The sequence below is a fragment of the Enterococcus sp. AZ101 genome (assembly GCF_050499005.1).
In the GTDB taxonomy this organism is placed as follows: Bacteria; Bacillota; Bacilli; order Lactobacillales; family Enterococcaceae; genus Enterococcus_L; species Enterococcus_L ureilyticus.
In genome coordinates this window covers 411,193-432,411 of the sequence record NZ_JBMHEZ010000001.1, presented here as the reverse complement: position 1 = coordinate 432,411, position 21,219 = coordinate 411,193, and the positions used below count along the sequence as shown (strand labels likewise).

The 21,219-nt window shown below is 37.4% G+C and carries 19 protein-coding genes and 2 pseudogenes; 2 read left to right on the top strand and 19 right to left on the bottom strand.

Annotated elements, in window-relative coordinates; all coding sequences use genetic code 11:
• Positions 1–5 precede the first annotated feature (5 nt).
• From IGJ50_RS01995 to queG, 8 genes are all read right to left on the bottom strand, one after another.
• On the bottom strand, positions 6–461 hold the full coding sequence (locus IGJ50_RS01995; protein WP_207120902.1) for a DUF1292 domain-containing protein: 456 nt from the start codon (positions 459–461) through the stop codon (positions 6–8).
• Between the two features lie 473 nt (positions 462–934).
• Positions 935–1,273, bottom strand: coding sequence for a hypothetical protein (locus IGJ50_RS01990; protein WP_069641541.1), 339 nt, complete (start codon positions 1,271–1,273; stop codon positions 935–937).
• A gap of 2 nt (positions 1,274–1,275) precedes the next feature.
• On the bottom strand, positions 1,276–1,854 hold the full coding sequence (locus IGJ50_RS01985; RefSeq protein ID WP_429948637.1) for a hypothetical protein: 579 nt from the start codon (positions 1,852–1,854) through the stop codon (positions 1,276–1,278).
• 259 nt (positions 1,855–2,113) lie between these two features.
• Entirely contained in the window at positions 2,114–2,467 is a 354-nt protein-coding gene (locus IGJ50_RS01980) for a hypothetical protein (RefSeq protein ID WP_069641539.1), read from the bottom strand.
• 14 nt (positions 2,468–2,481) lie between these two features.
• Entirely contained in the window at positions 2,482–4,119 is a 1,638-nt protein-coding gene (locus IGJ50_RS01975; protein WP_429948635.1) for a hypothetical protein, read from the bottom strand.
• A complete protein-coding gene (locus IGJ50_RS01970; RefSeq protein ID WP_069641537.1) occupies positions 4,109–4,477 on the bottom strand; it encodes a DUF3958 family protein in 369 nt (122 codons plus the stop codon). Before IGJ50_RS01970 ends, IGJ50_RS01975 begins: the two co-directional genes overlap by 11 nt.
• Positions 4,478–4,482: 5 nt before the next feature.
• Complete coding sequence (locus tag IGJ50_RS01965) at positions 4,483–4,761, bottom strand: TIGR04197 family type VII secretion effector (RefSeq protein WP_069641536.1); 279 nt, start codon at positions 4,759–4,761, stop codon at positions 4,483–4,485.
• Positions 4,762–5,071: 310 nt separating this feature from the next.
• The gene (gene queG, locus IGJ50_RS01960) at positions 5,072–6,217 is read right to left on the bottom strand and encodes a tRNA epoxyqueuosine(34) reductase QueG (protein WP_069641535.1); all 1,146 of its coding nucleotides are present in this window, start codon (positions 6,215–6,217) and stop codon (positions 5,072–5,074) included.
• Positions 6,218–6,615: 398 nt separating this feature from the next.
• Between queG and IGJ50_RS01955 the strand changes: the two genes are divergently transcribed.
• Entirely contained in the window at positions 6,616–8,532 is a 1,917-nt protein-coding gene (locus IGJ50_RS01955; protein WP_429948632.1) for a MucBP domain-containing protein, read from the top strand.
• A 98-nt stretch (positions 8,533–8,630) separates the two neighbouring features.
• Here IGJ50_RS01955 and IGJ50_RS01950 read toward each other — a convergent pair.
• The 3 genes and pseudogenes from IGJ50_RS01950 to IGJ50_RS01940 all read right to left on the bottom strand — a co-directional run.
• A pseudogene (locus IGJ50_RS01950) lies at positions 8,631–9,049 on the bottom strand (zinc-binding alcohol dehydrogenase family protein); the annotation flags it as partial.
• 84 nt (positions 9,050–9,133) lie between these two features.
• A complete protein-coding gene (locus IGJ50_RS01945; protein WP_207120909.1) occupies positions 9,134–10,195 on the bottom strand; it encodes a C45 family autoproteolytic acyltransferase/hydolase in 1,062 nt (353 codons plus the stop codon).
• A 125-nt stretch (positions 10,196–10,320) separates the two neighbouring features.
• Positions 10,321–11,970, bottom strand: a complete 1,650-nt coding sequence (locus IGJ50_RS01940) for a peptide ABC transporter substrate-binding protein (protein ID WP_429948630.1) — start codon at positions 11,968–11,970, stop codon at positions 10,321–10,323.
• A gap of 216 nt (positions 11,971–12,186) precedes the next feature.
• On the opposite strand from IGJ50_RS01940, the gene IGJ50_RS01935 reads away from it, so the two are divergent.
• Positions 12,187–13,290 (top strand): NAD(P)/FAD-dependent oxidoreductase, encoded by a 1,104-nt coding sequence (locus IGJ50_RS01935; RefSeq protein ID WP_429948628.1) that lies wholly within the window; start codon positions 12,187–12,189, stop codon positions 13,288–13,290.
• Between the two features lie 90 nt (positions 13,291–13,380).
• Here the strand turns inward: IGJ50_RS01935 and IGJ50_RS01930 are convergent.
• The 8 genes and pseudogenes from IGJ50_RS01930 to IGJ50_RS01895 form a co-directional block, all read right to left on the bottom strand.
• Positions 13,381–13,608: pseudogene (locus tag IGJ50_RS01930) on the bottom strand (transposase); the annotation flags it as partial.
• 22 nt (positions 13,609–13,630) lie between these two features.
• A complete protein-coding gene (locus IGJ50_RS01925) occupies positions 13,631–14,950 on the bottom strand; it encodes an amidohydrolase (protein ID WP_429948626.1) in 1,320 nt (439 codons plus the stop codon).
• Positions 14,934–16,673: an adenine deaminase C-terminal domain-containing protein gene (locus IGJ50_RS01920; RefSeq protein ID WP_429948624.1), complete on the bottom strand. Its 1,740-nt coding sequence runs from the start codon at positions 16,671–16,673 to the stop codon at positions 14,934–14,936. Before IGJ50_RS01920 ends, IGJ50_RS01925 begins: the two co-directional genes overlap by 17 nt.
• Positions 16,674–16,694: 21 nt before the next feature.
• The gene (locus IGJ50_RS01915) at positions 16,695–17,759 is read right to left on the bottom strand and encodes an ABC transporter substrate-binding protein (protein WP_069641526.1); all 1,065 of its coding nucleotides are present in this window, start codon (positions 17,757–17,759) and stop codon (positions 16,695–16,697) included.
• A 27-nt stretch (positions 17,760–17,786) separates the two neighbouring features.
• Positions 17,787–18,827 (bottom strand): ABC transporter ATP-binding protein, encoded by a 1,041-nt coding sequence (locus tag IGJ50_RS01910; RefSeq protein WP_207120914.1) that lies wholly within the window; start codon positions 18,825–18,827, stop codon positions 17,787–17,789.
• A gap of 55 nt (positions 18,828–18,882) precedes the next feature.
• Positions 18,883–19,662, bottom strand: a complete 780-nt coding sequence (locus IGJ50_RS01905; RefSeq protein ID WP_207120915.1) for an ABC transporter permease — start codon at positions 19,660–19,662, stop codon at positions 18,883–18,885.
• On the bottom strand, positions 19,655–20,491 hold the full coding sequence (locus tag IGJ50_RS01900; protein WP_069641523.1) for an ABC transporter permease: 837 nt from the start codon (positions 20,489–20,491) through the stop codon (positions 19,655–19,657). Before IGJ50_RS01900 ends, IGJ50_RS01905 begins: the two co-directional genes overlap by 8 nt.
• Before the next feature lie 202 nt (positions 20,492–20,693).
• Positions 20,694–21,080, bottom strand: a complete 387-nt coding sequence (locus tag IGJ50_RS01895; RefSeq protein WP_429948621.1) for a YbgA family protein — start codon at positions 21,078–21,080, stop codon at positions 20,694–20,696.
• Positions 21,081–21,219: the final 139 nt, after the last annotated feature.

Genomic DNA, 21,219 nt, shown 5'->3' with positions numbered 1-21,219 from the left:
GTTTTTTACTCTTGTGCAAGATACGTAGTAAATACTTCATCTAATAATGCCCATTCTTCTTCTGATTCTACATTTGCTAATCCATTTTCCATACCTGGACCATCTTTAATACTAGTAGTTGAGTATGCCATGAACTCCCCTTGATCTATTTCAGTTTCTTGATAGATATAAACGTAGGTTTTCCCGAATTGTTTTTGTGCATCGATTTTTAAAACAACCGTACAAAGTTCTTCATTGCCATCATCATCCACTAAAATAAATTTCTCTGAACTTTCATCTATAGATGATTCATAGTACACCGTATAATCAAATTTATCACTTTTGTATTTTGATTTCAGATTGTTTTGGTTGGTGTATATATAGATAGTGAAGCATAGTAACAACAAAAAGATGATTAGTGGCTTCATTTTTATTTTCGTTTTCTTTGATTTGATCTCTTTTAGTAGCTGTATAAATTTCAACCTTTTGTCTCCAACTTTTATTTTATAGATGTTCTCTTTTTTCTGATTATTTGACTATATGCTCTGATTCATCGCTTATTTTCTGTTTAAATCATTTTTATTGTTTTGACACTTAAAAAAACGGTATTAGCCGACGCCCTTCACTCATACTATTTCATAGCAAAATGGCTGTATACTTAATAAACATTCAAAAAGGCTAGGATAGTCCTATGGATGTTTGTACAATAAATATAGCTGGTTTTTGCTAGCTATTGAGAACTTGGTTAGTGAGTTCGTGCTTACTATCAATGATTGTACACTTAATAAACATTCAAAAAGACTAGAAATGTCCTTTGAATTTTTGTACAATAAATACAGCTAGCTTTTGTTAGCTATTGGCAACTTGATTAGTGAGCTTGGACTTACTATTCAAGGCTCTATTTTCTCGATTCCCTTCGAGTAGTAGAGTGCCTTTTTTATTTCAAAAAATTATATTATAGATTAACAAAATAATTAATTCCTCTCGTTAGTTGTTCTTTCAACTCTTTTTTAGAGGTACTCTCATTATCATACCAACTATATGATATTTTTGCTCTATCAGCTTCAACAGTTGCTATTTCAAACGAAACAAATCTATAAGGTGCATAACTAGCTTGTTCTACGACTAATTCAGCCATAGCTATATCATTTTCAAAGCTAACAACAAAACCATCTTTTTCATTACGTAAAACATCAATATTTATATTGTTATTTTTAAAATAGGTTTCATTTTCTTCACACCATTCTATAACAATTGATTTGATTTCTTGAAATAACTTTTCTTTATCACTCATGATTACTTACCACCTAAATTTTTTATATTAAGAGCATCTGGCATTTCAGTAATTGCTGGCAATCCTTTTTTTTGATTCAAACGATCGATAAGTGAACCTGGTCCTGGGATTTGAGACCAGTTTTCATTTCCTGCTGGATATAAAGAATTTTTAGCTACATCAAATTCAGAATATATTGATCCATTAGGAGCAGAAGGAAAAGCGTCTTTACTTGCAGGAGACGCAACATAATTCCTGTTCCCATTAGGAGACATTTGAACTTTTCCTGTATCAATCATTTTATTATATTCATCGTTAGACATCCAACGTCCGACTGTGGAATTTCCATCTTCTGGTAAGGTAGAAACAACATTTGTATTAGTTCCCCCAGCCCCACTAGCTTTCCCAGGAGCCTTCACCTTAGATGGCTTGCCTTTCACGCTCTGAATCTTCTTGCCTGACACAGTTATTGTTTTATTCGATTTCCCAATGTCATTCACTCTTGGGCCTCGGTTTATTATTGGTGATTTCGTTGGGGATTGGCTTGATTTTCCTCTTCCAACATTTGTTATCTGTTTGGCTCCAACTCCTAATGCTGCCAAGCTATTCGCTAATGAGGTTCCTCTAGCGAGTCTTTTATTGAGGCGGGAAATTAAGATATAAAAGTAGAAAAAGAAACGACCAATTTCAATCACTTCTTTTTCAATAACAAATTTTTTTATAATAAATACAGTTAGCTATTGGCAACTTGATTAGTGAGTTCATGCTTACTAGTCAAGGCTCTATTTTCTCGATTCCCGTCGAGTGGTAGAGTGCCTTTTTTATTTTATGAATATTTACTCCATTCAAATCAAAATTCTTTTAATATCCCAAAGATTCTAATAATTCTAATCCCATTTCTCTACATTTTTCCCATTCCAAAGATTTTTTCACAGCTTCATCCGTCCATAAACTCTTATCATTATTCATTTCTTCCAAAAAAGAGTTTATTTTTTCCCCTAAATTTAACTGTTCTTCCGTTATCCAGCCGTTTTCAAATAAGATTTTCATTCTTTCCATGTCAATATCGGAAAAATCAGAAGCTAATTCGTCCGATAAATCAGCATGTTTATACTTCTCCTTTTGAATTTTAAAACTACTAGAAAAAATCTGCAAATTTTTAATAAGTAAACCATGAATAGCTATTAAATCATCCACGTTATTATAATTGTTCATTAAATATTTCCTCCCTAGTCAATTTCATATCTGCCGTCCATATAAATTCTAACTGTTGGTTTGTTCGGTTGTGATATCTTATAATAAGGAACTTCTCCATGGTGACCATTTCCAGGGTGATACTGAATATATCTTGAATCTCCACTAGTTCCTTTGGGAGGATTCATACTAAATCCTCCGCCTTCTTCATAGGGAATACCTGCACTTCCACCTTTTTTCAGAGGTGTTACCGTCCATCCTTCTCTTTTTACAAAATCAGTAACATCTGCAGGGTTAACATTAATTAAAGAGCCAGGCGTATCCATTAGTTCACTTATTGAACTCACGGGATTCTTCCAATGAACATTTCCAGCGCCATATTTATTTTTAAAATAGTTATTCCAATCTTTTCCAGATACAGGATTCTCTGCGCCAAAATCTGTTTTAGGAGAATTAGCCCCACTAGCTTTCCCAGGAGCCTTCACCTTAGATGGCTTGCCTTTCACGCTCTGAATCTTCTTGCCTGGCAGAGTTATTGTTTTATTCGATTTCCCAATGTCATTCACTCTTGGGCCTCGGTTTATTATTGGTGATTTCGTTGGGGATTGGCTTGATTTTCCTCTTCCAACATTTGTTATCTGTTTGGCTCCAACTCCTAATGCTGCCAAGCTATTCGCTAATGAGGTTCCTCTAGCGAGTCTTTCTAGTGGCGTTAATTTCTTTCCTGTCTTACTATCGATCCCTGTCCGTAGCTCTTCAAATAATCTTAAGTTTTGCTCCACTAGAAGATCCATTACACCTGGTTCTCTTTCTGGTGTAAAATAATCAGAACCATATTTTTTTAGCATACGAGCAACCCAGTCATTATATAAGAATGTTTTTTCAATATCTTCTGGATCTGCTGTCGTATGTCCTTCTTTGACCCAACACCAGACTTTGCCGCCGTTAAAATCAATTTGTTTATACTCTAAGCCATCCATATTCGGCATTTGATCTTTAAGACGTTCTTTCTCTCGCTCTTGCCACTTTTTACCGATCGTATCCATCCATGAGCGATCTTTTAGATTTCCATTTGAGAAGGTTCCTTTTTGAGCATTAAAGCCTTTGCCTCCACTTACTTGAGCCAATCCTTGATCTATTGCATTTTTTAAGCTCGTCACCTCTACAAAAATCATAGTTGAAAATGCATGAAAAGCCAAGAGTTTTTGTAATTGTTTTTCCAATTTTGCTTTAGCATTAGTATAATCGCTGATCAACCCATTCGCTTCTCGAATATGTTGGACTCGTTCACTAGATACCGGCAATAGTTCTTTAACTTGCTCGATCTGCTCTTGCATGCCTTGGATTTGCACTTCATATTGTTGAATTTCTCTTTCTAGTTCTGATGATTTTAAGTCACAGCTATCTACTTGTGCTACATAATCAGTCGGTAGCTTTTCTACTGCTTTTGCCGTTACTTCTACCACGAGAATCGCTCCTTGAATCAATGGCACATAAGCTTCTTGGAAGTAGCCTTTAGCAGAATCATAGGCTAAACTCCTTAATACTTGATCTGCTGTGAAATTGCTTATCGCCTCTTGTAAGCCAGTAAGCCCACTCTGGTAATTATTACAAACACTGGTCGTTGTGCTTCCTTGTGTTTTTGAAGGACCTAGATACATATCAATGCTCATCTTTTTCCTCCATTTCTATTAAAGTACGCTTTTTCTCATAATAAAGATGATCTTGTTCCTCTTCTAGGCTTCGATTTTCCTTATGCAAGCGTTCTTTTTCATCTTCTAATTGATAAAAAATAGCTTGTTGTCTTTGTTTTGTTTGCCAGTTCAGTTCTTCGGCTAAATAGTTTCCCTCTGCATCACCGACAAAGGTATCAAAGCGTTCGATCAGTTGATTCCCTCGGTAAAATAATTCTTGATACTCCTCTTCTATTCGCTGTACCGCCCTTTGTGTTTCAATTGTTTCTTCCAACTTATTTTCAACTTGGCGTTCTCTCTGTGCAAGTTCATCCCATTCATTGATTTCTTTAGCCATTCGTCTTACCCGTTCCTACTGACCATTCGACGAATCGTTTCATCGGCTGCTTCGAATTCGGCTGCTACACTTTTTAAGTTGTTTGCATCCGTTGCAATTGCAGCATTGATCGTCTGAATCATTGTACGCATCTCAGTAATAGCTTGTTGCGCTGCCTCATTTCCAGAAATCGTTGATTGTCCATCACTTACAACTAACCCACCGCTACTCAAGCCCGCCATCGCTGTAAAAATTCCTGACGCCAACTCGCCAGCTACAGTGCTATCGCTATTAATTTCTTCCATTGCACTCACTCCCTTAATTGTATCTAAACGAAATATAATCATATCCTACAGAAAAATTAATTTTACCATATAGATTTTTACCATTTTTTCTATTTTTTCTTAATCTCAAGAAAGACATGAGAAATTATCAGTATTTATCAAATTTTTCCGATTTTATTTCTTCTTTTTATAAATCTATACTATTTTATTGACTATTCTCACTCCTTTAATCTTTTTTTAAACGAAAACAAAAACATGGGAAACAAGCAGAAATAAATCTGATTGTTTCCCATGTTTTTCGTAAATATCGTTTTCCAACACGATTATACTCTTACTTTTCTAACCTCTTGATTGCATTCTTTATTTCCACCAGTACCTCTTCTTCTGGCTCAACTTCCAGCAACTCATTTAAAATCCCCAACCATTTTTCCGCTTCTTTATTCCCTAATTTCCCGATTGCCCAAGCAGCGGTTCCTCTAATCACAGGACGAACGTCTTCTGTTGCACAAACTAAAATTTCTGGTAAAGCGCTACGATCTCCTAAATTGGCTAAAGCAATCAAGGCATTTCTTTGTAAAGGCTTTTTCCCTCGCCAGGAACCTGAAAGATGCCCAAATGTTTCTTTGAACTCTTTATTCGAAAGGCTCAGCATCGGTTTTAGTTTTGGGTAAACAGTATCGACTTCTGGTTCCATTTCTTCATGAAAATGAAAATTTTTCCCTCTATTATACGGGCAAACAAGCTGGCAAATATCACAGCCATAAATAACATTGTGCATTTTTTTTCGGTATTCTTCTGGCATCATCTCTTTGGTTTGGGTTTGATAGGATAGACATTTCTTCGCGTTCATACTGCCGTTACCTAAAAGTGCTTGCGTGGGACAAGCAGTCACGCACCGTGTACAGTCCCCACATCCGAAAGGAACAGGTTTGTCTGCTTCGAAATCAATATTGGTCACGATTTCACCTAAATAAACAAATGAGCCGAACTCTTCTGTGATCAACAACCCATTTCTACCAATAAAGCCCAATCCCGCACGCTGAGCAGCTGCCACATCGACTAGTTCCCCCGTATCGACTTGTGGCGCAAAACGCCATGCCTCTGCTTCTTTTTGGCTTTGCGCTTGTGATTGAATATATTCGATCAATTTTGATAAACGGTCTCGTAAAACATCATGATAATCAATCCCCCATGAGGCTCTAGCAAACATCCCTCTTTTTTCATCTCTAGGTACTTTTCCTTCTATTTTAGTCGGATAGGCTAAGGCAATCGAAATAATCGTTTTAGGATTTTCAAAGGTCTTTTCAGGATAGATTCGCTCTTCGATCACTTGATGTTCAAACCCTGAATTAAACCCACGCGCCTTTTGTTCCTTCAGTGAATCTTCTAACTCATAAAAAGGCTCAGCCGACGCAAAGCCAATTTTATCGATGCCTAACCGTTTACTTTCCGCTATAATTTTTTGCTTTAATGACATGATGTTTACTCCTTTATTTAAAAACTGAACAGGCTCATTCAGCCTCGAATGGAAAATAGGAAAAAATAACTGAGGTGCCTTTTGCCTCAATTATTTTTTATCTTTTTACCGAGAGGCTAGCCTGTGAAGCTAGATAATTTTAAAAGCTGAACAGGCTTGTTTAGCCTCGAATGGAAAAAATAGTATTTCCATCTAATTATAATCTACCAAATAGAAACTTGTCAGCTTTTTGCTTACACAAATTATCTAGCTATTTTTCTTAAAAAACGATTTTTTTCATATTTTTCATAATATTCAAATAAAAAAAACATAATTATCCTTTTTTTATGATAGAATGACTTGTGATATTATTCTTTTATTATCCGCACACTTTATCATGAATTATGGAGGAAATACATATGAAGAACAGAAACAGCTTGCTAAAACATAAGAAAAACACTGCTCATTCACTCATGTTGCTTACTCTTTTAGCCCCTACTTTACTGTCATCATCACTCGTTTTTGCAGAAGGTAATGCAACTGCGATGGAGCAAACTGAGGCATCTCAAGTGCAAGAAAGTACAAACTTACCTGATGCAACGTTGGATTCATCTGAAACAGTCGGAAGTTCTAGTTCTGAAGATGTCTCAACAACGTCGACATTACCTGAACCTGAACCCCCGCTTTCAACAACAGATACTACAACCCATGAGGAAACGCCCGCTGTGATGATCGCCCCTAGAGCAGATACCATCACTATTGCAGATCCAATTTTAAAACAAACGATTGTCTCAACACTAGGATTACCAGCTGGTAGTGAGTTAACTCAAGCAGATATGGATCGTTTGACCAATCTTTCTCTGGCTTCTGCTCAAATCAGTAGTCTTGCTGGTCTAGAACATGCAACAAATTTAGGTTCTATTTATATTAATACCACAAATAATGTCACTGATTTCAGTCCACTCGAGCAACTTTCTGCTTTGACTTATGTTACCCTTCAAACTAAAAGTTTAACAAGTGACAATTTCCCTGATTTGTCTAAAAGTGCTGGAATCACCAATCTTAGTTTAGGTTCGACGAGTATTGACGACAATGTCTTGCCGAAAATCGCTCAATTGACCCAATTATCACGAATTTATTTAGATTCAAATATGAACATTACAACGATTGAACCATTAACAGTATTGCCGAATTTGAAATCTCTTTCGGTGCAATTTTGTGGTATTACAGACTTTACTGTGGTACCTGCCTTTCCGATGCTTAGTGATTTAGCCGCTTTTGGGCAAAATACAGGACGGAATGATTCACCAACAACAATGGGTCGTTCGGCTTTAGATTATGATTTTGAGCACGAAACGTTATTCTTACCTTTTTCAATGATGCCAAATCGAATGACTAATTTTGATGGGTATATTCCCCCGTTTACTCTGTCAAGCTCTGCTAGTAATACGTACCTTGACTTCAATGGCACACAATTACCTGCAAACCGTCTACAAATCACTGATCAAGGTATTACTGTGACAGGCGTGACTGAAGAAGAATTTAAGAATCTTGCTAGCATTGAATACAATGCACGATTAGATAATCCAGCTGGCTCCTACGCCCAACCGCCTGGCTTTACTTTTTATGCTATTTCTAGCGGAACTTACTTACACCAATTCAATATTTTGGACGACGGCCAACCTGTAATGGTTCATTATCAAGATTCTGATGGAAACGAATTACTTCCTGATAAACCAATGAACGGTTTAGTCGGTCAATTATTTGAAGTCTTGGCACCAGCGATTCCTGATTATGAACTTGTAGAAACAATCGGCAATACTACTGGTAGCTTCACAAATCTTAAACAAGAAGTGACCTTTATTTATAAAAAAGTGACCGCTCCGATTATCGGGCTGACAGGCAAAGTAACTAGCTTCTATATAGACGCTACGAATAAAGAAATCATCCCCTCTATAGAACAAAAGAACCCTGTTGGCATGCCATTTACAACTGATAAGCTAGAATTCGAAGGGTACACATTTAAAGAAGTTAAAGGCGATACTTCTGGTTTCTTTACTGAAAAAGATCAAATAGTCACTTATGTTTATACAAAAAATCTAGATCAGACAAAACCGACGACCTCTACTGAAACGACCACGAAAGAAAAAACAGTGGAAGCACCGCAAAGATCGAGTACGTCTACAAGCACCAGCCAAAAAGTTTCTCCCACACTTAAGAAAAAGCTACCTGCAACTGGTGAGAAAATAAACAATGTCTGGCTATTTCTTGGCCTTGCATTGATTGGATTTACGAACTATCGTTTTGTTTTAAAAAAAGGAAGACAAGAAAAATAGTAGACTATTGATAACAAGACAAACAGCAGCAAAAGTGTACTGATCCTTTTGTTGTTGCTTGTCTTGTTTATTCTCTAAATAAATTTGAAACGATCATTTTAGCTCTTTTCACTTCTGACATTGCCATTAAATGGAGCACTGACCACTACTTTCTCACGCATATGGCCCGCTTCAACATTTTCCTAAGCTTTTTTAAGTTCGCTGCATTGATCTTAACTGTATAAGTTTTCCCTACAGTTACGGCTATTTTCCCTGCTTGAGCAAGTTTAGCAAGCAACGCCAAGATTGTTCCTTGGATTTGAAGTTGATAGTTATGACCTGTTTTGGCAAACATGCACTCCCAATCAAAACTAACCGATTTATTCTTCAAACGGCTGGTGTCAATTAATCCATCTACCCCAATTTCTTTCAACCACTCAAAATTGGCCGGACTAGCAGTAGCATAGACAGTTAGTTCCGCTCAGTGAGCGAGCTGATTCAAAATCGAACCGACACCACCAGCGCCATTGATCACTAAAAAAGAAAAGAGTACGAAACAAAACGAAAGGTCCGTTTGTTTCGTACTCTAAATCCAAATAAACGCTCTTGTCTCGCGCTCTTTCTATCCAAACCATTGTTTGAATCGATAGGTATGAAACGGCTGTTCACAGGCATTGCCGAACGCTAGATGCATTTCACCTTTGCCTAAATCAAAGATCATTGAAGCTAGAGACTTGGATAGTGGATGCTCCGGAGAAGGATGATTGCAAACACTTTTTGGAAAATTACGATGATTGGCTAAAAATTGTTTCCCCAACTGCACATCAATAATTCCATGATTTTCATTCACAATCGCCTCCATTGCTTCAAAACGAGCGTGAGATGTTTTAGAACCACCTTCTTCTGGCTCTTCCAATGCAATACTATTGTGATTGGCATGGATCATCACATCCGCTGGTTCATGAGCATAAATCTTATTGGGAAAACACTCAAAGCTTGCAATTCCTTCAACCGAATGAGATAAGCTAAACTGATTCGGCACTGCATGAGGAACACTATAGAGATACTCACGTGCTTCTTTTAAGCTTTTCTTATTGATCAGCTCTCTAATGATTCCAGCAGTAGGAATACCAGCTTGACGTTGCCCATTATCAATATATGTCCACATGACGGCTAAACCATAATTATTCATTCCCATATAGGCTGGAATACCTGGGTGACTATAAATCAACGACTCAAAATCAGAGTCTACCTCAACATGATGCACCACACAGTCCACCTCAGAGCGATATTCATCCAATCGTTCATCATTGGTTTGTCCGCAGATTACAGAACCATCAAATGTTGCATTTCCTTGAGCGGCAAAAGAGGTACACTTATCACTGATCAACTCATCAAAGAAAGAACGTTCGTAAATGGTATAAAGATACAAAATTTCTTGAAAATCCAAGCCGCTCCCTTGTGCAACGCCACGCATTTCGGCGACTACTTCTGGCGCAAATTTTTCTGTATATTCCAGATAAATTTGTGCTTTTTCCAACCACTTCGCAACGATCTCAGGTGGATCATTATAAAATAATTTTTGGCTGGATAAATTGGTTTCGATCTGCATTTTCAGTACCTGACCGATAGCCACACCTCGGTCAAAGGAAGAACCTGTTACTTGAATATAGCGATGAATCATAGAAAAACCTCCTAATTTAAAAACGTAGCAGACTCGTTTAGCGCTGAATAACACATAGAATATCATTCACGAATCATTGGCCCGAATAGCCGAACAATCTTTCTGTAGCAACATTTTACTTTATGTTATTGTTCAATATAAGTCCATTTGTAATCATATTCTGGACCAGAAGGTAGAATTCCTTTTACCTTTGGATTACGCAAGTGCGCCTCTGCTTTTTGATAAACCGGACAAACACCCATTGTATCCATTAAAATAGTTTCTGCTTCGATCAAATCAGTCCAACGTGCTTTAGGATCACTTGCATTGGTTGTTGCAGAAGCTTTTAGATATTTATCGAATTTATTATTATTGTATTTACCGCTATTATTGACATTATCTGAAGCAAATAATTCTAAGAACACGCTAGGATCATTATACTCAGCACCCCAACCAACTAAAATCATATCAAAATCACCACTATTTCCACGCTCTAAGCGAACAGAAAGTGGTACAGAAGAAACTTCTACCGTTATGCCTTTCAATGTTTCTTGAATCGCACCTTGCATATATTCTACCACTTTTTTAGCAGAATCAGCGTCAGATGAAAGTAAATTGATTTTGAGTGTCTTGATTCCTAATTCAGCCTGCGCTTTGCTCCAATATTCTTTAGCTTTTTCTGCGTTGTATTTCAAGTGGTTTCCAGAGTCCTTGACAAAATCAGCTTCTGTTTCAGGATTGAAAGACATATTTTTGGGAACCAAACCTGTTGCGGCGATCGATCCATCTCCTAAAACTTGATCTACTAAAGTTTGACGGTCTAGAGAATAGGAAATTGCTTTTCTAAGATTTTCATTTTGAAATTCTTTCTTACTTTGATTGTATTCTACATAAGTTGCATTTGACATGTCTTGTGAAAAGAAGGCAGGATCGTCTACCATTTGCTGTGCTAACTCGCCAGTCACAACGATATCGTCTGTTTGCCCATCCTGAAATAAATTGAGTGCAGTTGCATCTTCTTTTACCACATCAAAATTGATTTTTTCCATTGTAACATTTTCCTGATCCCAATACTTCTCGTTTTTTAAATAGCTCCATTTAGTATCGGTTCCAGCTCCTTCAAAATCACTTAATACAAAGGGACCATTATACACCATGTGTTCACTTGAACTAGCATATTTTTCTCCATTATCGGTGATTGCTTTTTCATTTTGCGGGAAAAATGGTGGTAGTGATAACAATGATTCCATGTATGGCACAGGTGAGGTTAGAGTTACTTCTAATTCGTGCTCACTTAATGCCTTAACACCTAATTCTGTTGCGGGAACTTTGCCATCCATGATTGCTTGATAGTTTTTGACAGCTTCAAATAAATAAGCAACTTCTGAGGCCGTTTTTGGTTCTACTGTCCGTTGCCATCCATAGACGTAATCTGCTGCCACAACAGGCTCTCCATTTGACCAGACAGCGTCCTCTCGTAACTTAAAGTTGTAGGTTAAGCCATCTTCACTGATTTTCGGTGGCTCGACAGCACCGGCTGGAATCAGTTTGCCTGCTTTATCTGCACGAAACAACCCTTCACTTGTATTTTTCAACACACCCCAACCCACAACATCGTTTGTAACAGATGCATCGATGGATGGAATTTCTTGTTTTGCCACGACTGAAAATGATTGTTCCTTGCCTGTTGCTTTTTGGCCAGTTTCACCAGTCTTTTCTTTACTAGAACCACAGCCGCTAAGTAAAACGATACAGCAAGTTGCCGCAAGTAAAGACCCTAATCTTTTATTTCTCATTCAGTAACCTCCTATATGGTTGTTTTCTTTTTTAAATGAATAGAACACTCATTATCATACCATAAAAATAAGCGTTTTCTCATTAAATTCAGGTTATTTTTTTAGAGTTAAATTTCATTCTAGGTCAACTCAAGCAGCTTCAAAGATTCTTGCATCTAAGCTAAACTTATGTAAAAATGAGTTACTTGATTCATAACGATTTAAAAGGAGTTACTTATGAAAAAAATTGCAATCATCGGCGGTGGGATCATTGGTTTGACCCTAGCCAACTATCTTGATTTGAAACAATATAGCGTAACTGTTTATGATAATCCAATTGGTCAAGCAACGAAAGCTAGCGCCGGGATTATTTCCCCGTGGTTATCAAAACGCCGGAACAAGAAATGGTATCAACTTGCGAAAGATGGCGCAGCGTTTTATCCTAAATTAGTGCAGGATTTTGCTTTACCACATAGTGTCTATCAGCAAACTGGTACGTTGATCCTTAGAAAAGATCGCGAGCTTGTCTCATTGCTCGATTTGGCTGAAGAACGCAAACAAACAGCGCCTGAGATTGGAACGGTTCAGCTGCTATCCGCTGAGGAAGTAAAGGTAAAGCTACCCTTATTGAGTGCTTCACCAGCAGTGTTTATCACGGGTGGTGGTAAGCTGGACGGTGCTAGTTACTTAGCAACCTTACGCCAGCGTGCACTTAGTCGAAATATCACTTTGAAAACAGAGCAAGTTCACATTAGCCAAGTGCAAAATCAGTGGCGAGTTCACTCAAAAGAACAAATAGAAAGTTTTGATGCTATTGCTTTGTGTGCGGGACCAGGCTTGTCTGATTTGTTAAAATCACTTGGGCTGACTACCGATATCCGACCACAAAAAGGGCAATTATTAGCATTTGAAACACCTTATAAAAACAGCGGCAGCTGGCCTGTTGCTATGCTGGATGGCGAAAGTGATTTAATTCCATTTGGACATGGGCAAATTTTGGTTGGGGCTACTCATGAAAATGATGGTGGTTTTGATTTGACGCCCACCCCCGAAGCGTTTACTCATTTACAGCAAAAAACTGGGCCTTTTTTAGAGGATTCGAACTTTTTTGAACAGTATCCTGTTTCATATCGTGTGGGAACACGTGCTTATACATCTGATTTTGCACCATTTTTCAATTGCTTACCTAACGATCCTACTGCAGTCGTGGCCAGTGGTTTAGGTTCTTCAGGACTGACAACTGGACCCTACATTGGCTTTCTTTTAGCGCAATATTTTAACGAAGAGCGGAATGATTGGATGGAGTATCAAAAACCGATTGACTGTTATGTATCGAAATAAAGAAACATAAAATAGAAGACCGGAAATCGTAAAAAGGATTTTCAGTCTCCTATTTTTTTACCGATTAGAAGAATCATCTTTGGTTACTGGCTTATTTAGCCTATATTTTCTTAAATTTACAGCCATCAGTACGAATACAATTTCATTGTGTGCCTGCTGTTTTCCTCGAACTAAGAACCGAGTGAACGCCAAACAAGCCTTCAAATAACTGAAAGCGAGTTCAACGTCAATTTTTCGTTGACGATAGATTTTACCGATTTCTTCTTCTGAAAGTAGCTTAAAAAGAATGACTTGATTTGTGGTATGGTTTTTAAACATGAGAACACGTTTCAAGCTCTTTTCATCGTTTTTTTGCTTCTATAACAAACTCTCTCATTTCACGATATAAGCTTTCTCTGATTTTATCCAGCTTATGATGAACCATTTTTTTATCACGCACTAGCTGTTCCCCATTTACCCACACCGACTCTACATTGCTGGCATTAGCCGAATAGACGATCGCGGAGTATGGGTCAAAAATCGGAAACATATTGACTGACTCTGTTTCAATCAATGTTAAGTCCGCTTTTTTACCAATTTCGATTGATCCTACTTGTTTCGCTAAGCCTAGTGTTTCAGCTCCACCAATCGTTGCTAAACGAACAATTTCTCTTGCAGGAAAAAGGGCACGGTCTTGATGATACGTTTTATGACTGTTGGCAAAAAGACGCATTTGACTGAATAAATCTAGCGTATTCCCACTACTTGGGCCATCCGTCCCTAAACCAACAATGATATTTCTTTCAATCATTTTTTTGACCGGTGCAATCCCTTTCGCTGATTTTGTATTCGCACCAATACAATGGGCAACACGCGCTTTTCCTTTTGATTCTTCAAGGATTTTTAAATCATGATCGTTCACTAAAATACAGTGAGCCAAAATAAACTCTCGTTCAAAATAGCCTAATGATTGTAGAAATTCTATTGGCGTTTGGTTATACTTTTCTTGAAACTCTGTTATTTCATAGGTCATCTCAGATACATGCATCGTGATCGGCGCATTATATTTTTCACTAAGTACCACGATTTTCTTTAATACTTCTGGAGTATTTGTATTTGGTGCATGAGGTGCAATGATCGGCGTCACCAATGGATCATTTTGCCACTTTTTTAAGAACATTTCGCAGTAGTCATAGCCACCAGAAGGTTGTGGACTATCACAAGTCGGCATATCGATGATGGTTTCGCCTACCAACGCTCTGATTCCCATTTCTTTACAACTTTTAGCCACTTCATCTTCAAAATAATACATGTCGCAAAACGAAGTTACCCCACTTAATAGCATCTCAGCAATCGCATAGTCACTGCTAGCTTTGACTAATTCTTTCGTCATAAATTGCTCTAATGGAAATAAAAATCTGCGAAGTCGATCTGGTACATCATCGCCCAATGAACGGAAAGGAATCATCCCAGCATGTGTATGTGTATTGACCATTCCTGGAATCAGAATGCCATTTCTACCATCAATCACTTTATCCGCAGAAATAGTCACTGAATCAAGCTCAGAAACTGAGCCGATTTTGGCAATCAAATGGTCTTCGATCAAGACATAGCCCTTTTTGATTTCTGAAAATTGCTTATCCATTGAAAGAAGGTGAACATTTTTAATCAGCGTCTTCATTTAATAATACTCCATCTTCTGGGAAGATCAAAGGATAAAATTCTTGGGTTTTTGTATCCATCATCCCCATATCTGTCACCTTAATTGCAGGTGAAACAGGTAAAGATAAAGTAGAAAATGACATGATCTCATTCATATTTCGATAGCCCAATGCTTGCATACTTGAACGAACTTTTTGTAACGAGCTGCCTAATTCTTCGATGGGCGCTTGAGATAAAATCCCACCGATCGGTAATGGACATTCCCCTGTGATTTCACCATTAGAGACAACGATATAACCGCCTTGGATCGCGACTAATTTATTTTGTGCCAATACGATATCTTCTGGTGTGTTCCCCATAACCATTACATTATGGTGGTCGTGCGCCCACGTTGTCGCGATCGCCCCTTTTTCAGTGATTGGTTTATCCATCAATGAAAATGAAGTATTGCCATTTTTACCATACCGTTCCATTACGATCAATAAAGCACAATCAGCCTCTTGCCATTGTAAAATCCCATTTTTAACTGGAATTTCTTTTGTAATTCGCTCTGTAAAAGTGCCTACTTCTTGCTTTTGGATCACATTGCAACGAACACTTTCTTTTTCAGTTGCTATTTTGATGACAAGATCATCCGTTGTAAGTGCCTTACAATGAACAGATTGTCGATAGCTGGCTGGAAACTGCTCGATCACCTCCGGATAGTCAATTGCAGCTCCTTTTTCGTAGACTTTTTCACCTGCTTTATAAACAGCATCAAAAGAAAAATTTTCTAAATCACTTAATAAAATAAAGTCCGCGATACGCCCTGGCGCAATTTCTCCACGATCATGAAACCCCATTCGTCTTGCTGGTGTATAGGTCGTCATGTAGATTGCTTTTTCGATTGGTAAGCCCGCTTTCATCGCTTTTTTGACATTCTCATTTAAGTGGCCGTTTAACAAATCGTCAGCCATTATATCATCCGTTATAATGCTAGCATATTCATAAAACTCATTTTCAATAATGACCTGCATATTTTCAGGTGTGATCGATTTATTTTGAAATTGAATAAAAACGCCAGCTTCAATTTTTTCTTTTAACGACACTGGAAATTGATGGGTATGATCTGACGTGATTCCACTAAATAGGAAATCAGCCAGCTCTTCTTCATATATTTTTGGACAATGACCTTCCAGTGGCATTGTTGGTCGTTCTTTTTTGCATAAATCAATGATTTTTCGAATCAATGATTCTGGCTCATAGGCAATGCCTTTAAAATTCATCGCTTCACCTAAACAAATGATTTTAGGATTTTTCAATAGTTCTGCTACTTCTGGAAGTCCGATGATTCCACCAGTGGTTTCGAGTTCAGGAGTGGTCGACGGAACAGAGGACGGAATGGCATGGAAGATGTCCAATTCAGTTTCTGCTTTCATAAATTCATCTAATCCTTCTAACCCAAAGACGTTTGCCATTTCATGTGCATCTGCTACAACAGTCGTGACACCGAAACGTAAAACTGCTTTTGAAAAAATCGTTGGTGTCGTCATGGAGCTTTCAATGTGCATATGAGCATCAATCAAGCCGGGAATCATATACTGATTCTCGGCTTTGATGATTTTTTTTGGCGTTAAGTTCTGCATTTCTGCTTGACTGATATAATAAAATTTTCCATCTTTAATAGAGACATTTTTTTTGATAAATGATTGGGTCGCAGTTTGGAAGACCCAAGCATTTTGAATGATCATATCTACTTTCATACTTATCGCCCTTCTTATTGTTTATTGATTCATTGTGCGGTTCCACTGATCGACCCAGCTTGATAAATTGTCATTGATAAAGGAGAAATCAACTGTTTTGGCACGATCTGCGACTTGACCATATGTTTTATTTCCGGCTTGTTCTTCATCAAGCGTGACGTTGCTATTTGTTGGTCCTTCATTCAATGAAATTGCTTTTGTTTTTTGTGATGCTTCGCTAATACGATCGTTAACAAATGTATATGCTAGCTCTTTATTTTTAGAATTTTTTGGTACATTGATTGTATTATAATTTGCATAAGTACCACTTTCAGGAACAACATAGGTTGCGTCTTCAGATGCACCTTGAATAATATCAACTGCAAAATCCGCTACAACTGCAACTTCGATTTCCCCAGATTGAAACATATTTGCTAGATCCGATGATTTTGAATACGTCTTGACAACATTCGGTTTTAAGTCTTTCATTGCGGTAAAAGCAGCTTCCCCTTTATCAGACGTGATATCTTTGCCAGCATGATCACTCGCAATGTATAACATCAATGGTCCAGCTGTTGTAGAGATATCTGGTACAGAGATTTTCCCTTTCAGGTCTGAGGACCATAGATCGTCCCAGCTAGTGATTTCTTTCCCAAGTTTCTCTTTGTTATAGACAATACCGATACTATTAACCGCAATTGGAATCCCCGCACCGCTTTCGTATACTTCTTTGGCACCTGTCGTCAACTCTTTGATATTCGGTACATCTTTTTCAGTTATTTTTTCAAATAAGTCTTCTTTATTTCCTTGAGTCGCATTGGCTTGGGCTAGCTCGATCACATCAATTCCAGCATTTGGATTATTCAATAATTTTGTGTAGCGATCTGCACTATTGCCAACTTCTAATGTAACTTTTGCATCGTTTGCTTTTTCAAAAGGAGCAATGATGTCTTTTTTGACAATATCTTCACTTAAGCCAAAGGTTGAAACGACTAAGGTATTATTGCCACTGTTGTTCTCTTCTTTTGTATTGGCCTCGCTGTTACCGCATGCTGCCATTAATAAAGTAGCTGTTGCTAAAACACCGATCATTAATTTCTTTTTCATTTTGTTTAAATCCCCTTCATCTATCGTTTATTTTTCTAAAACAACTAATTTATCTGCTGGAAAAACGAGATTGACTGTATCTCCAGTTTCATAGATTTGTTCACTGGTTCCGTTGACCAGTAATTTTCCGAGTGGCGTTGTTACTTCATATTGATAGCTTTTTCCTAAGAACGTTCTCACAATAACAGAACCTTCGATAGAATCAGGTAATGTCTCTTTTACAAGCTCAATGTCTTCTGGACGAATGGTCGCTACGGTTTCAGTTGCTTCTGGCTGTGGATTTGTTGTTTGGAATTGTTGGCCATTTTCAGCAGTATATTGCCCCGCACCCGTTTTACGTATTGCAAAAAAGTTTTCAAACCCGATAAATTGTGCTACAAACTTTGTTTTCGGTAAACGGTAGATTTTTTCTGGTGAGTCATATTGTTCGATCACGCCATTATTCATGATAGCGACTTTATCAGAGATAGAGAAACATTCTTCTTGGTCATGGGTCACAAATACTGTGGTTATCCCTAATTGTTGCTGTATTCGTTTGATCTCGATGCGCATAGCTACTCTTAATTTGGCATCCAAATTACTCAAAGGTTCATCAAGCAACAATAATTTAGGTTCAATGATCAATGCACGCGCTAAAGCCACACGCTGTCTTTGTCCGCCTGAAAGTTGTTTAGGATAACGCTCTCCAAGATTTTCTAAACCGCAGACTTCTAACATTTTTGCGACTTTTTCATTAATGCTCGCTTTTGATTCTTTTCTTAGTTTCAGCCCAAACCCAACATTTTCAGCAATTGTTAAGTGAGGAAATAAAGCATAGCTTTGAAAAACCATACCAAAATTTCGTTTATGCACAGGCACTTTAGTCAAATCATCCTCTTCAAGCTTAAACGTGCCATCATTTGGTTTGATCAGTCCGGCAATCACTCGTAATGTTGTTGTTTTTCCACAACCACTAGGCCCTAGTAGTGATACTAACTCGCCTTTTTCCATTGAAATACTCAAATCTTTTAATATATCTTGTTTGCCATCATAGCTGACACGTATTTTCTTTAAATCAACAAAAGTCAAAATTTTCTCCTCTTTCTACCTATAAGTTCAAAGTCCAAGCTCGTTTCTTTGCTATTTAGGCTATTGAAGCTAAGCCCAAGGTCTTTTCAATCAAAAACATCAAGCCCATCGTCAATAACATCAACATTACTGAAATCGCTGAAACAGTTGGATCGTAATTATATTCCATATAACTAAGTAGCGAAGTCGGCAACATCGTCACTCCCGGTCCTGATAAAAACATTGAAACCGGAACATTGTTAAACGAATTTACAAATGCCAACATAAACGCTGCAAAAATCCCTGAAGAAACATTCGGTAATACAATTCGGATAAACGCACGAATTTTCGTGCACCCTAATGTCCAGGCTACTTCCTCCATTGAATAATCCAATTGCTCCATGCTGGAACCAACAACTCGAATAATATAGGGTAAACTGATCAAGAAATGACCAATCAATAATCCTTGAAAAATCGGCAACCCTAATTTGATCACAATATATTGAAATAATGTATACCCAACAACGATTCCAGGAATCACTGTTGGAGATAAAAAGAAGCTTTTAATAAAATTTCTCCCTTTAACTGAATAGCGAGCAAGGGCATAAGAAGCGGGAATCCCAACTACTAATGCTAAAGCGGTCGCCAGTACGCCAATCCCTAAACTTAATTTGAAGCTGCTCATAAATGTATCTGACTGTAATGCTTTGGCATACCAGTCTAAAGTAAAACCTTTGATGGGAAACTGAATTGCTGCAGCTGTCCCAAATGACGTCACAACGATCAGGCAAAGTGGTAAAAATAGAAATAAAAATACTAGGATCGCAATCAGCGTCATTCCTTTTTGTTTACGCATTATTTGCTTCTCTCCTATCAACTTTTTTAGCTACTACATCTAATCCTTTCATCACGATCAAGGTCACAACGATCATGATCAAGGCTAAAACACTTGCTGCTTGCCAATCGCCTAACGTATTGGCTTTCTGATATAAAAAGGTCGACATCATCATTTTTTGATTCCCACCTAATAATTGTGGTGTTGTATAGGCAGTCAACGTTCCTGTAAAAACTAAGACGCTCCCAACGATCGTTCCGGGAATAGAAAGCGGCAAAACTACTTTTCTAAAAGCCGTAAAGGGACTTGCTCCTAATGTTTCTGCGGCTTCTAGCATTTCTCCTTCGATATTTTCCATAACACCCACAAGCGTCATGATCATCGTTGGTAAAAAAAGATAGACAGAGCCGATAATAATAGCAAATTCTGTATAAAGTAAATTCATCGGCTGATCGATCACGCCTATATTTAATAACAATGTATTGATTACACCTGTTTTACCTAGAATGTTAATCCAAGCAAAACTACGAATGACCGAGTTCGTCAACAGCGGAAATAACGTCATCGCCATTAAAATTCCTCGCCATTTTTTCCCAACACCTGCAATATAATACGCTGTAGGGATACCCAAAACAATTGAAATAAAGGTAACGATCAACGAAACTCTGATCGTGCGCCAAAAGATCGATAAATTATATTCATCTTTAAAAAATTCGAGGTAGTTGCTAAACGTTACCCCTTGATCTGAAAAAATAGTTGGCATGATACTTGTAATCAAAGGAATCATTAAGAAAAATAGTAATAAAATCATTCCTGGTGCCACAATAAAATACGGAACATTCTTGTTCATGTACACACTCCTCGTTCGTCTTTCCACTGATTCAGTATACTCATTTTCTAAATCAAATTCAATATGTTTTTTCATTTTATTCTATAAACGTTCGTTTACTAATGAACAATCAGTGATTAACCATAAAAAAAAGAGAGATTATTTTTTTATAACGAACTTAAAGTTAAAAATCGTTATTTCAATCTCTCTTGTTACTGTTGAGTTATTTTTCTTCTTCAGGAAAAAGCAATTTTGATTGTCGAAGATAGGGTTCTTCATATTTTAGCGTTAGCTCTTTTAAAAAAGGGCCTAATTTGTTCTGCGCCAAGGAGAAACTATCCAGCAGCTCTTCGTATTTTTCCCGTTCGTTGTCATTTGCTTTATGCTTAAAATAACCCCAGATGTGTTGATAAGCATTTAAGCTATTGCCTTTTTTTGGTTCCTCGGCTAATGCGTGCTGAAGATAGCTACGAAACTGCTGCTCCTTTTTATCATCCCAGCCCTGCTCACTAAACAATTTACGAATCGACCGATAATCTTGTTGTGATTTTGATAATATTAAATATTTAAGCGCTGCCCATTCTTGTTGTCGCTTTGTTTGTTTTTCCAAAAAATTCTTCCTTTCTTTTGCTTTTATGCCGAAAATTAAAATTAAATGAATAAAAACTCTTTTTTTCTTATAGCCTAATCATGAAACTTTATGACAGTTAAAAGATAAAGCGTTTAAAATGTACTGTATATATTTATTT

Excerpts from the sequence above, each read along its gene's own strand:
- IGJ50_RS01990 (WP_069641541.1), bottom strand. The coding sequence starts at position 1,273 with ATGAGTGATAAAGAAAAGTTATTTCAAGAAATCAAATCAATTGTTATA.
- IGJ50_RS01980 (WP_069641539.1), bottom strand. The coding sequence starts at position 2,467 with ATGAACAATTATAATAACGTGGATGATTTAATAGCTATTCATGGTTTA.
- IGJ50_RS01975 (WP_429948635.1), bottom strand. The coding sequence starts at position 4,119 with ATGAGCATTGATATGTATCTAGGTCCTTCAAAAACACAAGGAAGCACA.
- IGJ50_RS01970 (WP_069641537.1), bottom strand. The coding sequence starts at position 4,477 with ATGGCTAAAGAAATCAATGAATGGGATGAACTTGCACAGAGAGAACGC.
- IGJ50_RS01965 (WP_069641536.1), bottom strand. The coding sequence starts at position 4,761 with ATGGAAGAAATTAATAGCGATAGCACTGTAGCTGGCGAGTTGGCGTCA.
- queG (WP_069641535.1), bottom strand. The coding sequence starts at position 6,217 with ATGTCATTAAAGCAAAAAATTATAGCGGAAAGTAAACGGTTAGGCATC.
- IGJ50_RS01955 (WP_429948632.1), top strand. The coding sequence starts at position 6,616 with ATGAAGAACAGAAACAGCTTGCTAAAACATAAGAAAAACACTGCTCAT.
- IGJ50_RS01945 (WP_207120909.1), bottom strand. The coding sequence starts at position 10,195 with ATGATTCATCGCTATATTCAAGTAACAGGTTCTTCCTTTGACCGAGGT.
- IGJ50_RS01940 (WP_429948630.1), bottom strand. The coding sequence starts at position 11,970 with ATGAGAAATAAAAGATTAGGGTCTTTACTTGCGGCAACTTGCTGTATC.
- IGJ50_RS01935 (WP_429948628.1), top strand. The coding sequence starts at position 12,187 with ATGAAAAAAATTGCAATCATCGGCGGTGGGATCATTGGTTTGACCCTA.
- IGJ50_RS01925 (WP_429948626.1), bottom strand. The coding sequence starts at position 14,950 with ATGAAGACGCTGATTAAAAATGTTCACCTTCTTTCAATGGATAAGCAA.
- IGJ50_RS01920 (WP_429948624.1), bottom strand. The coding sequence starts at position 16,673 with ATGAAAGTAGATATGATCATTCAAAATGCTTGGGTCTTCCAAACTGCG.
- IGJ50_RS01915 (WP_069641526.1), bottom strand. The coding sequence starts at position 17,759 with ATGAAAAAGAAATTAATGATCGGTGTTTTAGCAACAGCTACTTTATTA.
- IGJ50_RS01905 (WP_207120915.1), bottom strand. The coding sequence starts at position 19,662 with ATGCGTAAACAAAAAGGAATGACGCTGATTGCGATCCTAGTATTTTTA.
- IGJ50_RS01900 (WP_069641523.1), bottom strand. The coding sequence starts at position 20,491 with ATGAACAAGAATGTTCCGTATTTTATTGTGGCACCAGGAATGATTTTA.